This is a genomic window from Halobacteriovorax sp. HLS (assembly GCF_004006665.1).
In the GTDB taxonomy this organism is placed as follows: domain Bacteria; phylum Bdellovibrionota; class Bacteriovoracia; order Bacteriovoracales; family Bacteriovoracaceae; genus Halobacteriovorax.
In genome coordinates, this window is sequence record NZ_QOCL01000014.1 from 1 (window position 1) to 14,189 (window position 14,189).

The following is a 14,189-nucleotide window of genomic DNA, read 5'->3' on the forward strand; positions in this document are numbered from 1 at the left end:
GAAAGTAGTGCCAGGGGGACTTGGTGTTAGGATAGCACGATGCACCCATTATTTTATAAAAAAGCTCTTCTTCGGAAGAGCTTTTTTTTTGCCTTTTTTTTAGATTTTAAATTCTTTGTTTTTTTATAATTTGTCTTTGATAGAGCGGGCTAACGAGTTACAATTAGTTATGGTATCAAAAATTTTAAAGACACAGTTAGTTACATTATTTCTTATCACTCTGATTGCATTTTATGCTTTTTACTATTCGGATGTGCTTCCAGATAATTTCTTTCTAATCTCATCAAATACAACTGAGGTTAATTATTTTAGTTATTATTTGAATACATTTATTGCTTTGGTTGGTTATTATTCTGGCCCTTGGATTTTTGTTCCTTTCTTTCTCTTTGGTCTTCTATATACTTTTGTACTTTCTAAGAGAGATTCAGGACTAGATTTTTTCAATGTATTCACACTGTTAGGTTCTTTTTTATTTCTTACATATCTAATTTTTCCAACCTTTATGGGGGATGGAATAATTCATGTTATTGATAAGAATTTTTCTGGGATGATGATCTTCCTTAGTACTCTTTTTTGTATAGTTGCTTTTCTCGCCGGTGCATTTAGACATTCTTTTAAAAATAGTCTCATTCTTATTCTTGAGTTTTTAAAAGAGGCGCCAACTAAAATCTCGTCTGCCTCTAAGCAATTACGACCTTCTGAGTTAAATGATAGATTACAGATTAAAAGTGATGGTCTTATTTCAAAAGTTAAGACTAAAGTTCCTCTTTTGTTGAAGGGTGAGGCAGAGCAGGAAAATAAAATTCCTTCTTTTGTTCAAGGCAGTGATTCTGACGATACTACTGTTAAGGATGATGAAGATAAAAAAGATGATAAATCTTCAACTCCAGGCTTTGCAAAATTCTTTAAGAAGAGTGTTTATGGGGAAATTGAAGATGTTTCAGAGATTAATAATGAGGACGATAAATCCAGTTCTGATAATGTCACAACCACTTCCGATTCTGAAAAGGTTAGTCATTCAGTAATAAATGAAGATAAAGTTGCTCCTGGTGGAGGCCAAGTAAGAATGGCCAGTTCAAACTCACCATTTAAGTTAAAGAACTCTAAGGCCGGTAGTGAAGTAGAAAGTCAGTATTATGATTTAGTTAAGATGGTATCTAAAACCAAAGAAGTACGCAGGGTTGGACATCCCGACGATAAATATTTTGATGAGATTATTGATATTTTAGAAGATAAGTTGAATGAGTTCTCTGTAAACGGGAAAATTATAAATGTCCTCAAAGGTCCTGTTGTCGATACTTTTGAACTTGAATTAGGCGCTGGAATAAAAGTATCTAAAGTTAACAATCTCTCAGAAGATTTATCTATGGCCCTTTATGGGGCACCTATAAGGATAGTCTATCCTATGAAGGGCCGTACCACTATTGGTATTGAGGTTCCTCGTAATCCTAGAGAAATTATCTACTTAGATGAAGTTCTTGATACGCAAGAGTTTAAAGACTCAAAGACAATGTTACCTGTAGCAATGGGGAAAGATGCTTACGGTGAAACATTTGTGGTTGATCTAGCAGCAATGCCGCATATGCTTGTGGCCGGTGCAACGGGAGCTGGTAAATCTGTTTTTATCAACTCTTTACTTGTTTCATTACTTGTAAAAAAGTCACCTAGACAGATGAAGCTTGTACTAATAGATCCCAAGCAGTTGGAACTTGCTGTTTATGCCAAGCTTCCTCATTTAGCAATGCCTGTTGTGACAGATGCTAAGACTGCATCCATAGCACTATTGTGGTGTGTTCAAGAAATGGAAAGAAGATATACGATCTTAAAAGAGTTTGGGGTTAGGAATATTGCTGGATTTAATGAAAAGCTTAAAACAGCTGGTCCAGCTATGATTGCAAAAATTCACCAGTATTATGAAGACTCTGGAGCCGATGAATATGAGCTTCCGTGTTTAGTTGTTGTTGTAGATGAATTTGCAGATTTAATTTTAACTAAGGCCGGCAAAGAAATTGAAATGAATATTGCTAGGCTTGCTGCGAAAGCAAGGGCTGCTGGTGTTCACCTTGTTCTTGCGACCCAAAGACCTTCTGTGGATGTAATTACAGGTGTTATTAAGTCTAACTTTCCTACAAGAGTATCATTTAGGGTTACGTCTTCTACTGACTCGAGAACAATTCTTGATAAGATGGGAGCAGAAAAGCTATTAGGAAAAGGAGATATGCTTTATAAGCGTGGTGTAGAGATGACTCGTGTGCATTCGTCCTTTGTTGATGAAGCTGAAATAGAAGTTTTAACTGATGAACTTTGTAAAATTCCTCAAGAATTTAATGAGAATGCAATGGAATTTCTTGAAAATGGTGGAGAAGTTGAAACAGATGAGTATACATATGGTTCGCATGTCTCATCTTCATCAGGCGATAAATCAACTGATGATATGTATAGCCAAGCGTTACAAATTGTTATGGAATCTCGCTCTGCGTCAGCCTCTATGCTCCAAAGACGACTAAGGATTGGTTATAATAGAGCAGCAAACCTAATTGAAGAGATGGAGTCAAAAGGGATTGTTGGGCCAGCTCAAGGCTCTAAACCAAGAAAAGTTATTAGTGCTGGAGAATCTCTCTAGCGCCGATCAATAAACATAAAATTATGATTCGGGGGACTATTTGTCGCTTGAATCATCTGTTCTAATGTGTTATTTATCCAAGTCAAATGCAATTATGCAAAAAAACATTCCCTCTCGGGACGGTCTACTAATTTAAGTAGCTTGAGGGATTAGACTAACCAACCTAGGAGTAAACATGTCTAAAGAATTAAGTATCCAAGATCTATTAACAGCAGGCGCGCACTTTGGTCACCAGACTCATAAGTGGAATCCAAAAATGAAGAAATATGTTTTTGGTGAAAGAAATGGAATCTACATTATCGATCTAGGTAAAACTATTCCAGCTGCTCAAAAAGCATATGATTTTTTAAAGAAAGTTTCTTCTGAAGGTAAGCCAGTTCTTTTCGTAGGAACTAAGAGACAAGCAGCTGAGACAGTAAGAAACGCAGCAATCAGTTGTGGTGCTAATCACGTAACTTATAGATGGTTAGGTGGAATGCTTACAAACTATAAAACAATTACTCTTTCAGTTGATAAGCTTAGAAAAGTAGAAAAGATGAAAGAAACAGGTGACTTCGGACTTTTAACTAAGAAAGAAAGATCTAAAATTGAAAAAGATGTTATCAAGCTTGAGAAAAACCTTGGTGGTATTAAAGATATGAGAAAGATTCCAGGGGCAATCTTCGTAGTAGATCCAAACTCTGAAAGAATCGCAATTGCTGAAGCAAATGTTTTAGGAATTCCTGTAGTAGCAATTACAGATACAAACTGTAGCCCAGATGGAATTGATTATGTTGTTCCAGGAAATGATGATGCAATTAAATCTGTAACTTTATTCTCTGACTACTTTGCAAGTGCTGTAAACGAAGGTTTAGGACAAGCTAAGAAGTCTGGAAAATTATCTAAAGATACAGGTGCTAGAGATACATCTCTTGAGAAAGAAATTATTTCTAAGTACGAAAATGATATCGACCTTAAAGAAGAATAATTAGAAAAATAATTTTAAGAGGAATAAAGAGATGGCAATTACTGCAAAAGATGTAAAAGATCTAAGAGAAAAAACAGGCGCTGGAATGATGGATTGTAAGAAAGCTCTTACAGAAGTTAATGGTGACCTAGAAGCAGCTGTTGATTACTTAAGAACTAAAGGTTTAGCAAAAGCTGCTAAAAAAGCTAGCCGTGTTGCAGCTGAAGGAACTGTTGTAACTTTAGTTGAAGGTAATAACGGTGTAGTTCTTGAAGTTAACTGTGAAACAGACTTTGTTTCAAAAGGTGATGACTTTCAAGGATTTGCTAAAAACATGACTGAGTGGACACTAGCTAATAAGCCAGGTTCAATTGAGGAATTAAGAGAAGCAAAGAGTGCAGATAGTACTGAACTTACAATGAAAGTTGGTGAGAAAGTAGAAATCAGAAGATTCTCTGCTGTCTCAACAAGCGGTTTACTAGGTTCTTACAACCACGGTGGAAAGATTGGTGTAATCGTTGATCTTGATACTGATAAAGCAGACGCTCCTGAAGTTCTTGAGCTTGCAAAAGATATCGCTATGCACGTAGCTGCAGCAGCTCCAACTTTCTTAAGTGGAGACGATATTGATGAAGAATTTAAAAAGAGAGAAGCTGCTGTTTACACTGCTCAATTAATTGAAGAAGGTAAACCAGAAGCAATGATTGAAAAAATTGTTCAAGGTAAACTTGGTAAACTTGCAAAAGAAGTATGTCTTCTTGAGCAACCATTTATTAAAGATCCTGACTTTACTATCAAAAAACTTGTTGCTGATGTAGCAGGAAAAGTTGGTGGAAATATTTCAGTTAAATCTTTTTATAAGCTAAATCTTGGTGAAGGTATCGAAAAGAAAGAAGATAACCTTGCTGATGAAGTAGCAAAAATGACTAGCGGACAGTAAGTCATTAATTTTTTTTTGTAATTAGGGGTCATATTTGACCCCTTTTTTTTGATCAATTTTCAACTAAGAGAGAATCCTGTGAAATATAAAAGAATCTTGTTAAAGCTTTCTGGTGAAGCCCTTGCGGGTGGTGAAGGTGATGGAATTTGTAGTGATGTTCTTAATCAAATCTGTGATGAGATTAAAAATCTTCAGTTAATGGGTGTTGAAGTTGCAATTGTTATTGGCGGTGGGAATATTCATCGTGGAGTTGCAGGCGCAACAAAGGGAATGGATAGAACCACTTCTGATCACATGGGAATGCTTGCTACAGTTATTAATTCTCTTGCTATTCATGACTGCTTAGAGAGAAAAGAAGTTGATACTAGAGTAATGACAGCAATTGGAATGGCGGAAATTGCAGAGCCATATATCCGCAGAAGAGCAGTTAGGCATTTAGAGAGAAAAAGAGTAGTTATTTTTGCAGCAGGTACGGGAAATCCATACTTTACTACTGACACGGCTGCTGCGCTGCGTGCTAACGAGATTGATGCAGAAGTTATTATGAAAGCAACTAAAGTTGATGGTATATATGATAAAGATCCTATGGTGCATAAAGACGCTGTCAAGTTTGATCAATTGAAGTATATTGATGTATTAAATAAAGGGATTAAGGTAATGGATTCTGCTGCCATTTCTCTTTGTATGGATAACGAGATTGAAATTATTGTTTTCAATATGTTTGAAAGAGGTAATGTTCAAAAAGCAGTTATTGGTGAAGCGATTGGTACTACGGTTAAAAATTAGTTGAGGTAAATAATATGATTGATGAAATTAAAAAAACTTTGAACACTCAGATGAGTAAGTCAATTGAGTCACTGAAGTATCAGTTAACTAAAGTTAGAACTGGTAGAGCTTCAGCAAATGTTTTAGATGGTGTAAGTGTTGACTATTATGGTTCTCCTACGCCTGTTAGTCAGGTTGGCCAAATTAGTACACCAGAGGCAAGACTGCTTCAGATTCAACCATTTGATAAAACAATGATTGCAGCAATAGAGAAAGCTATCTTTGGTGCAAATCTTGGTTTAACACCTTCTAACGATGGTAACTTGATTAGAATTCCTTTTCCTGCGTTGACGGAAGAGAGAAGAAAAGAGCAAGTTAAGGATGTTAAGAAGTTTGGTGAAGAAGCTAAGATTGCGATTAGAAACTCACGTCGTGATCAAAATGAAATTGTAAAGAAAGCTGAAAAAGATAAAGAGATCGGTGAAGATGACTCTAAAAAGTTTCAAGCTGATATTCAAACAGTAACGGACAAATTTGTAAAAGAAGTTGATGCTATTGTTGATGCTAAAGAAAAAGAGATGCTAACTCTATAATGACTAAGAACTCTTTGAACCACATTGCTATCATTATGGACGGGAACGGTCGTTGGGCCGAGTCTCGTTCACATGCTAGAGTGTGGGGTCATATTAGAGGTTCAAGAGTAGTGTCAAATATCATTGAAGAGGCGGATGCTCTAGGAGCAAAGGCCTTGACTCTTTATACATTCTCGACTGAAAATTGGAGTCGACCTGTTACTGAAGTGACTGTTTTATTTAAGCTATTGAGAAAGTTTCTTTTGATTGAAAGAAAGAGAGTCTTGCAAAATAATATTCAGTTTAAAGTAATGGGTGATACTTCTAAATTACCAGAAGTGACTAAGCAGTTAATTAGTCAATTGGAAGTTGAGTCTGCTGATAATACTGGGCTCAAATTAACATTCGCATTTGGATATGGTGGAAGAGATGAGATTGTTAAGGCCACAAATAATTTTATAAAAGAAAATCCTGGTAAGGAAATTACCGAAGAGCTACTTGAGTCTTATCTTCTTTTACCTGAACTTGGTAATGTTGATTTAATGATTAGAACAGGTGGCGATCAAAGAATATCTAACTTCCTTCTGTGGCAATCGGCCTATGCTGAATTGTTTTTTACGGAAACTCGTTGGCCAGATTTTACAAGATCTGAATTTAGAAAAATTTGTGAATCTGTATCTTGTAGAGAGAGACGGTTTGGGAATATTTGCCCATCTAGTCTTGAGAGCTCAAAGTCTAAAGCTAAAGAGAATCGGGAAATAATTACTAATTTTTAGGATCTCGAATGACAAATACACAAAAACGTATTGCTTCAGCACTTGTGCTTGTTACTATTGTAGGCCTTTCTATATACTTTGGAACTCAAGCGACTTTAGCACTACTGCTAGTCGTTGGTGTAATTTGTATAGATGAATTATTTTGTAACTTTTTTAAAAGAAGTAGAAAGAGTTTAAATTACGTAATTTCTCAGATCATTTTTATAGCACCATTTTCTTATCTTAACTTCTTAGATGTTTCACCACATCTGTTTGAAATATTTGTTAATGCTGGAATTATTTTTAACTTCTTACTCTTAATCTATCTCTTTTATATAGATATAGATTCTAAATTAATTTCTTATCTTAATAAGAGATTTCCATATGTGACTTCTGTAATGATTCTATTGCCTCTTATGTCACTGGCTTCTATTTTTCATTATTCCAAATGGGTGTCTCTGGTTTTAGTTTTAATGTTAGTTAATTTTGGAATGGATACTGGAGCTTGGTTTTTTGGAAAAAGATTTGGGAAGAATAAACTATGGCCAAAAGTCAGTCCAAATAAAACTGTTGAGGGTCTCATTGGTGGAGCGCTTACGTCTGGCTTTGTAGGTGGAATAGCTTATCATTTGTTATTTGGAAGTATGAATATCCAAATTTTCGTATTTTTTGTCTTTTTAGGAATTATGTCTCAAATTGGGGACTTAATTCAGTCAAAACTTAAACGTCAGTGTGACATTAAGGATAGTTCGAATTTAATTCCTGGGCATGGAGGAGTTTATGATAGAATTGATAGTCTGATATTCTTAACTCCATTTTTTGCCACGGCAATTAAGTATTTTTATTTTGGATAATTAAAATGATCGAAAAAATTCTTATTTTTGTACTATTTCTCGGACCTCTCGTTTTCTTTCACGAGCTTGGACACTTTCTCTTTGCCAGATTATTTGGCGTCAGAGTAGAGGTTTTCTCTATTGGCTTTGGTCCCAAATTATTTAAGTTTAAAAGAGGCGATACTGAATACGCACTTTCACTAATTCCTTTAGGTGGCTATGTTAAAATGTTTGGAGATGATCCTCTAAATAAAGATGCTGTACCAGAAGAGGAAAGAAAGTTTAGTTTTACACACAAGAGTAAATTTGCAAGATTTTGGATTGTCTTTGGCGGTCCTTTCGCGAATTTCATTATGGCCTTTGTTATTTTCTTTTTTCTATTACTCGGTGGAGAGAAACTACCGGAACTTAAAGTTGGGGTGGTCGCTCAGCAAACAAAATTTTATGAAATTGGTGTGAGAACAGGTGATGTTCTAAAGCAAGTAAATGGAAATGATGTTACTAATCCTTCTGATATTGTTTTGCAGGATGGTGGAATAAGAAGTGTTACTATTTCCCGTTATGGTGAGAATAAGACTTTTCCTGTGGCCATGGAGGGAGAAGAATTTTTTGAAGAAATGATGAATTATCCCCCATTTCTTCGAAGACCAGTTCTAACTACTGTCGAAGGGCAGGTATTTGCAGTTTCTTTTTCTGATCAATCTGTTGATTGGAATATGTCTCTTGATGAAATTGCTGAGAGGTCTGATCTTTCTGATGTGTATCTTTATAAAATTGGAAAGGACACGGATTTAGGGAAGCTGGAAGTTCTCGAAGAGAGACCATTTCACAAAAAATATTCAGTTAATTCTAAGAATGAGTCTGAATTTTTTAGCTTCTTTAGAAAAGAAGGAATCTTTCCAAAAGATATGGTTGTAAAAAGTATTACCATGCAATCTCCTGCGGAAAGGGCCGGAATTTTGGGAGGACATGTTATCTTTGGTCTTGAGGGAGTTGATATCTACAGCTTTGAAGTCCTGAGAGCAAACCTTCAAAAGATAGACAAGAAAGAGGTTTCAGTTACTCTTCTTGCAGATGGTAAAGTAAAAACAGTTCAGCTCACTCCCGATGTAAAACCTCAAGGGAAGAAGAAAGTTAAGCTTATAGGGGTTTATTCAAGTGGTGTTTTCCAAGGAATGAGATTTGTTGATACACCTTCGAAAGGGCTTATTGGATCTTTTCTAGGATCTTTTTCAAGAACTTGGGACACAATTGTAAAGACAGTTGATTCATTTAAGAAATTGATTGTAGGAGATGTATCTCTTAAAAATATTGGTGGTCCACTTGCAATAGGAAAAGTTGCATCTGATTCCTTTAATACGAGCTTGTCCTACTTTTTTCAGTTGATGGCACTTATTTCTGTGAACTTAGGAATTATTAACTTATTTCCAATTCCAGTTTTAGATGGAGGTCATATCTTATTTATTATATTAGAAGTAATAAATGGGGGACCAGTATCTAGACGTAAAATGGAAATAGCTCAACAGTTTGGCCTTTCGATTCTGCTGATGTTAATGATGGGTGCAATATTTAATGATTTTGTGAGATTTTTAATGTGAGCTACCTCTTTATTGATACGTCAGACCATTTAGTTCTTGGCCTGTTAAATAGTGACTACGAATGGATAGAGTTTATTGAAACGACTGATAAGAAAAGTTCGGCTTCAATTCATTCTAAGATTTATAATTTACTCGAAAAAAATGGCCTTAAGATAAAAGAGATTAAGGCCTTATTTCAAATTGCAGGGCCTGGTTCTTATACAGGAATGAGAATGTCTGAAGGCATCTCCCAGGTTCTTGAGTGGCAAAATATTCCAATTTATTCTTTCTATCACTTTGTCATTCCACAGATTTTAGGAATTGATAAAGGCGCGTGGATCTCCAGAGCGTTTAAAGGTGAAATATTTCTCTACGAGTGGAGAGGTGAGCAAACAAAGAAAAGCCTTCATAAAGAAAGTGAACTACCTCAGCTCGAAAGTAGTCTTGGTGGTGAGCTTGGAGAGTTTTGGACTCACTTTTCGCAATCTTTTCCAGAAATTCCTAACTCTACGGGGGATTTAGTAAAAAAAGATGCGAGGAGGCTCTTTTCGTTTATTGCAAAGAGTCAGTCTCGAGAAAAGCCTTTTTATTACAGGTCCTTAGAGAATGAGTTTACGGTTAGTCTTAAGCCTTAGGATATCACCTTTCAGTGACATTAATCGATTTACCTGCTAGATTTACTCCATGAAACTTACATACTTACCTAAGTGGGCATATTTTCTATTTCTATTTTTCCTAGTTTTTCTAACTGCAAATTTAGGAATTATGGGACTTGTTGCTGCTGCGATAGTAATGACATTTTTTGTTCTTGTATTTAGAAGTTCTTCTAAAGATTTAAAAGAAGATTCAAGTGTCTCTGAAGATATAGTATTTTCTCCTGTAAATGGAAAAGTTAATAAAGTCCTAAAGAATACATCTCATGAATTCTTCGGTGAGAATTTTACGTCTGTAGAGATTCAAGTACCCTTTTGGAAAGAGTTAGGTTTATTCTTTCCCGCTACCTCTGAAGTTGAGCAAGTTCGTTCGAGTTGCGAGAAATGTCCAGATCATTTAATTGTATTCAAAATGACTAATGGATTAGAGATTGGTCTTGCCGTTGGACAAAATATATTGAGACTTCTGCCTCGAATTGTTGTGCTTCCTGGAGATAGAGGAAAGCAAAAAATGAATTTTGGTTACCTACCATTTGGTGGTCAGGTAAGAGTTTATATACCATCTTCACTTGAAGTTTTAATTAACGAAAAAGATGAAGTCGTTGCTGGTCAGGGTGTCCTTGCCGGTATTCCTAAAAAAATTGAGGATTAAATGATTGATCAACCAAAGAAATTAGCGTTCTTTTTACCAAATACTTTTACAGCTTTAAATCTGGCCTGCGGTTTTGCATCCATTATTATGTCTTGGAATGGGCAGTTTTATAATGCGAGCATGATACTTTTATTGGGAGCAATTTTTGATTCTGTTGATGGTCGTGTTGCAAGAATGACTGGAACTCAGTCACAATTTGGGGAGCAGTTCGACTCAATTAGCGATGTGGTCTCTTTTGGAATGGCCCCGGCATTTCTTGTTTATAACTGCTTTTTTAAAGAACTTGGCCGTCTTGGTATGGTTATTTCTTTTATTTACCTTCTTTGTGGAGCTCTTAGGCTAGCGAGATTCAATGCAAATATTGAAAAAGTAAGTAGTGATTATTTCCAAGGATTACCAATTCCGACTGCAGCGCTCGGTCTTGTTGGATATGTTCTTCTGTCTTTAGAGTTTTCAACGATAAGAGATTTAACACCAATTACTGCAATTTATGTCGTTTTGTATTCAATTTTAATGATTTCCAATATTCCTTTCTATTCTTTTAAAAATTCTTCATGGGTAAAAACCCACAAGAAGCGAGTTCTTGCTATAATATTCTTAGTCCTTGCTGCAATATTTACTTATGAGCAGCTAATGATAGGTGTTCTTATTGGAGCATATGTCATAGGTGGACTTATTTATTTCATCACTCATAAGGGAGCACTTGAGGATGTATTTTTATGGAAGAACGAAAATGAAAACGAAGAAGATTCTTAATTTATTCTTTTTACTCTTACTGATTTTTCCGCACTCTAGTTTTGCATTGGAGTTCGGACAGGATGCTGGCCAAGCTGTTCCTGGAACTGAGACGGATCAATTTGATCCAAACCAATCTGGGCAGTCTGCTCATATTACTGGTGCACATGATTCTCCCTTAGAAAATATAAAAGTCGATGAGCAGTCTCCCCTTGTTCCTGGACAAGGTGAGTATGGAAAATCTGTTGCCGGTCAAGATTCACCAACTCAGTTTAATGCTAATGCTCCATTTAGTGGCCTTGATACTAGTGAATATAAAACTGTAACAAATGAGATGATTCTCAGACCTCTAGTGAATAAGTCTAAATTTTCTTTTGCAGTTGATTTCTATATGAATAATTTTGACTATTCTGACTCAAGAGGAATTTATGATTCTACTTTTAAGTCTAACTCGGGAGCGACAGGTGGATCACTAAATCTCTCGAGTGATTTCTATATTTCAAAAGGTGCTGTGAACTTTGGAGTCGGTGTTGGTGGTGGATTAGGTTATGCCACAGGTAAAGGTATCTTTTCTGCTAATGGAACTGTCAGTGACATGAACTTTAATCTCTATTCGATACCTGTTGATTTTAGGTTCTTGATGGAAATTCCTCTTGGTAGAGCAGTTAAATTCACTACAGCTGCCGGTCCTTCGGCAATGGTTTTGAGACAAAATAGAAGTGATAGAGATGCCAAAGAAGAAGGAAAGACAACAACTCAAGTTGGCTACGGCTACTTTGGTGAGGCCAAGCTTAAATTGAATCTGAGTTATATGATGCCGGATAAAGGATTTGAGTATTACAAGTTCCACGAAGTAAATTTTATGTCGGTTGATTTAATGATGAGAACTCAGAACTATTCAGGTTTTGCGGATAATATTGAGATATCTGGAATTTCATATGGAATAGGTGTTACTTTTGAGTTTTTATAAACTTGTCTTACGCTACAACGGATTTGGTTATCAAGGATGGCAGAAGCAGGCCCATTCCGAAAATACAATTCAAGGACAGCTTGATTTCGCTCTTAGAAAAATTTCTAAAAGCGATAAAGTTCATTCTATAGGCTCTGGTAGGACTGATAGTGGAGTCCACGCTTTAGAGCAGGTTGCAAGAGTTGATATTGATCTTGAAATCGCTCCTGAGTCTTTATTAAAGGCGTTAAATTCGCACTTACCAAGTTCTATTGAGTGTTTAAAGTGTGACCTAAGTGATGAAGGGTTTAACCCTGTCTTTGATGCCAAAGAAAAAACTTATCGATATATATTTTCGACAACTGGAAGAAGAAATCCTCATCTAGAGCAACTTGTCTATTTTAGTAATATGCAACTTGATGAAAAATTAATGAGTGAGGCCTGTGCCACTTACATTGGAAAACATGATTTTTCCGACTTTTACACAACGGGAACAGAAGTTTCGAGTACTGTGAGAGAGATTTATAGCTGCTCAATAAAGAAAATAGAAAATAGAGATTTCTTCTCGGATTTGTTAAATGAGTACTATCAGTTTGAAGTCACTGGAAATGGCTTTTTAAAACAAATGGTTAGATTGATGGTTGGAACTCTATGGAATGTGGGACAGTCCAAAGTTACAATTGAACAACTCCAGCAAAAACTAAAAAGTCCAAATGGTTCAAAACTAGCTGCTGTCGCACCGCCGCAAGGGCTCTATTTAAGCAGTGTTAAATATTAAAAATATATCTATTCTAACTGAGTAATAAGCTCTATTCATTGACTTTTTAGGCCTTAGCCGATATTTTCAGCACCAATAAATTTGTTAAAAATAACGCAACTAGTTACGCGAGGAATTAATATGTCTTATACAGTTGAAACAATCAATGGATGCACTAAGAAGCTAGCATTCAACTTTGAAACACTAGATCTAACTTCAGAAATTAAAACTGCAATTGTTCAAAAACAAAAAACAGTTTCTTTAAAAGGATTTAGAAAAGGAAAAGCTCCTTTAACTATGGTTCAGCAAGTTTATGGTCAACAAATTGAATCAGAAGCTCTTAACCAATTTGTACAGAATAGATTTTTTGAAGCTGTTCAAAAAGAAGACTTAAGAGTTGTTGGATACCCTAGCTTTGAAAATATGAATTATGACGAAGGAAAGTCAGTAAAGTTTGACGCTTTAGTTGAAATTTTCCCAACTGTAGAAGTTAAAGGTTTAGATAAAGTTGAAATCTCTCAAGAGACTGTTTCAGTTTCTGACGAAGATGTAGATAATATTCAAAAGAACTACCTTAACTCTAAAGCAGAGATGAAAGAAATTGAAGGTGATAAGAAATTAGCAAAAGGTCAATTCGCAGTTTTAAATTTCCAAGGTGAAAAAGCTGACGGTGAAAGACCAGAGAATATGAAAGGTGAAGAATTCCTTTTAGAAATCGGTTCAGGTCAATTTATTCCAGGTTTTGAAGATGGAATGATTGGTATGAAAAAAGGTGAGAAGAAGAATATTGAACTTTCTTTTCCAGCTGACTACCACGTAGAAGATCTTAAAGAAGCAAAAGTTGTTTTTGAAACTGAGCTTCTAGAAATTAAAGAAAAGGTTTATCCAGAATTTTCTGATGATCTTGCAAAAGAATTTGGATTTGAATCTGTAGAAGACTTCAAAACTAAGACAAAAGAGAATCTTTTTAAGCAAAAAGAAAGAGAAGTTTTAGAAAAAACTCACCAAGAAATTCTAGAAAAATTAATAGAATTAAATACTTTTGATGTTCCTAAGGCCCTTGTTTCTCAACAAGAAAATCACCTTAAAGAAGATCTTGCTAAAAACCTTAAAGGACAAGGCTTCAATGAAGATATGCTTGGTGAATACTTTGCAAAATGGGCCGGAGATTTAGAAGAAAAAGCTACTTTCCAAGTTAGATCAGGATTACTTCTTGATAACCTAGCGAAGAAATATGAAGTAGAAGCAAGTGAGTCTGACTTTGACGCAAAAATCGAAGAAATGGCCGCTGGATCAGGTATGCAAGCTGATCAAATCAAGAGCTACTACTCAACTGATGAAAGGCTAAAAGGAAATCTAATGTATGCAATTAGAGAAGAAAAAACTTTTGCTAAAATCAAAGAAGAAATCAAATTAAAGTAAGAAATATTTG

14 protein-coding genes are annotated in these 14,189 nt (G+C 35.5%); all 14 read left to right on the forward strand.

Features of this window, described 5'->3' with window-relative positions; translation table 11 throughout:
* Positions 1 to 169: 169 nt before the first annotated feature.
* The gene (locus tag DPQ89_RS14135) at positions 170 to 2,623 is read left to right on the forward strand and encodes a DNA translocase FtsK (RefSeq protein WP_127717681.1); all 2,454 of its coding nucleotides are present in this window, start codon (positions 170 to 172) and stop codon (positions 2,621 to 2,623) included.
* Between the two features lie 175 nt (positions 2,624 to 2,798).
* The gene (gene rpsB, locus DPQ89_RS14140) at positions 2,799 to 3,590 is read left to right on the forward strand and encodes a 30S ribosomal protein S2 (RefSeq protein ID WP_127717682.1); all 792 of its coding nucleotides are present in this window, start codon (positions 2,799 to 2,801) and stop codon (positions 3,588 to 3,590) included.
* Between the two features lie 31 nt (positions 3,591 to 3,621).
* Positions 3,622 to 4,509 (forward strand): translation elongation factor Ts, encoded by an 888-nt coding sequence (gene tsf / locus DPQ89_RS14145; protein ID WP_127717683.1) that lies wholly within the window; start codon positions 3,622 to 3,624, stop codon positions 4,507 to 4,509.
* 78 nt (positions 4,510 to 4,587) lie between these two features.
* Positions 4,588 to 5,295, forward strand: coding sequence for a UMP kinase (gene pyrH / locus DPQ89_RS14150; RefSeq protein WP_127717684.1), 708 nt, complete (start codon positions 4,588 to 4,590; stop codon positions 5,293 to 5,295).
* Between the two features lie 14 nt (positions 5,296 to 5,309).
* Positions 5,310 to 5,867, forward strand: coding sequence for a ribosome recycling factor (frr, locus tag DPQ89_RS14155; RefSeq protein ID WP_127717685.1), 558 nt, complete (start codon positions 5,310 to 5,312; stop codon positions 5,865 to 5,867).
* Positions 5,867 to 6,622, forward strand: a complete 756-nt coding sequence (gene uppS, locus DPQ89_RS14160) for a polyprenyl diphosphate synthase (protein WP_127717686.1) — start codon at positions 5,867 to 5,869, stop codon at positions 6,620 to 6,622. Before frr ends, uppS begins: the two co-directional genes overlap by 1 nt.
* A gap of 8 nt (positions 6,623 to 6,630) precedes the next feature.
* Positions 6,631 to 7,455: a phosphatidate cytidylyltransferase gene (locus tag DPQ89_RS14165; RefSeq protein ID WP_127717687.1), complete on the forward strand. Its 825-nt coding sequence runs from the start codon at positions 6,631 to 6,633 to the stop codon at positions 7,453 to 7,455.
* A 5-nt stretch (positions 7,456 to 7,460) separates the two neighbouring features.
* Positions 7,461 to 9,032: an RIP metalloprotease RseP gene (gene rseP / locus DPQ89_RS14170; protein ID WP_127717688.1), complete on the forward strand. Its 1,572-nt coding sequence runs from the start codon at positions 7,461 to 7,463 to the stop codon at positions 9,030 to 9,032.
* On the forward strand, positions 9,029 to 9,646 hold the full coding sequence (locus tag DPQ89_RS14175) for a hypothetical protein (RefSeq protein ID WP_127717689.1): 618 nt from the start codon (positions 9,029 to 9,031) through the stop codon (positions 9,644 to 9,646). The genes rseP and DPQ89_RS14175 overlap by 4 nt, the downstream gene beginning before the upstream one ends.
* Before the next feature lie 49 nt (positions 9,647 to 9,695).
* Positions 9,696 to 10,316, forward strand: coding sequence for a hypothetical protein (locus DPQ89_RS14180; protein WP_127717690.1), 621 nt, complete (start codon positions 9,696 to 9,698; stop codon positions 10,314 to 10,316).
* Positions 10,317 to 11,072, forward strand: a complete 756-nt coding sequence (gene pssA / locus DPQ89_RS14185) for a CDP-diacylglycerol--serine O-phosphatidyltransferase (RefSeq protein ID WP_127717691.1) — start codon at positions 10,317 to 10,319, stop codon at positions 11,070 to 11,072.
* Positions 11,050 to 12,021: a hypothetical protein gene (locus DPQ89_RS14190; protein WP_127717692.1), complete on the forward strand. Its 972-nt coding sequence runs from the start codon at positions 11,050 to 11,052 to the stop codon at positions 12,019 to 12,021. The genes pssA and DPQ89_RS14190 overlap by 23 nt, the downstream gene beginning before the upstream one ends.
* Positions 12,008 to 12,778: a tRNA pseudouridine(38-40) synthase TruA gene (gene truA, locus DPQ89_RS14195; RefSeq protein ID WP_164848430.1), complete on the forward strand. Its 771-nt coding sequence runs from the start codon at positions 12,008 to 12,010 to the stop codon at positions 12,776 to 12,778. Before DPQ89_RS14190 ends, truA begins: the two co-directional genes overlap by 14 nt.
* A gap of 120 nt (positions 12,779 to 12,898) precedes the next feature.
* Positions 12,899 to 14,179 (forward strand): trigger factor, encoded by a 1,281-nt coding sequence (gene tig / locus DPQ89_RS14200; protein ID WP_127717694.1) that lies wholly within the window; start codon positions 12,899 to 12,901, stop codon positions 14,177 to 14,179.
* The last annotated feature ends 10 nt before the right edge of the window (positions 14,180 to 14,189 follow it).